Origin of the sequence: Erwinia sp. MYb416 (assembly GCF_037479575.1) — a bacterium.
Classification (GTDB): Bacteria; Pseudomonadota; Gammaproteobacteria; order Enterobacterales; family Enterobacteriaceae; genus Erwinia; species Erwinia rhapontici.
Genome location: NZ_JBBGYT010000191.1, coordinates 1 through 534 on the forward strand (window position 1 = coordinate 1; position 534 = coordinate 534).

Genomic DNA, 534 nt, shown 5'->3' on the forward strand with positions numbered 1-534 from the left:
TGCTGATAAAGCAGGTCGATAACGTCGGTATTCAGTCGGCACAGCGAGCCTTCTACCGCTGCACGAATGTGCTCAGGACGGCTGTTTAAGATCTGCTGTTTATTGTCATCACCAAACGTGAAGCCGAATTTGGTGGCGATCACTACCCGGTCGCGGAAGGGCCTCAACGCTTCGCCGACCACGTCTTCATTGAGATACGGGCCATACACTTCTGCCGTGTCGAAGAAGGTCACACCCTGCTCAACGGCGGCGCGGATCAGCTCCACCGCCTGGCGGGTATCCGTTGCCGGGCCGTAGCCGAAGCTCAGCCCCATACAGCCCAGCCCGAGTGCGGAGACTTCCAGCCCTGACTGGCCAAGAATACGTTTCTGCATTAGTGAGTCCTCATGTAAAGGTGCCTGAAAGGATGCATCTGTTTTCCCCCAAAGAATGGCTCAAGGAATAGCCTAACGTAAGTCGACTTATCGGATTAGACGCTATAATTCGCTAGCCTTTATGAATTTAATTCATGAAATGATAAAGTCAGGCCAAATG

The 534-nt window shown here is 52.6% G+C and carries 1 protein-coding gene; it reads right to left on the minus strand.

Annotation, left to right across the window (positions count from 1 at the left end):
• A partial coding sequence (locus WH277_RS01805; RefSeq protein ID WP_339504049.1) for an aldo/keto reductase occupies positions 1-374 on the minus strand: 374 nt, incomplete at its 3' end.
• Positions 375-534: the final 160 nt, after the last annotated feature.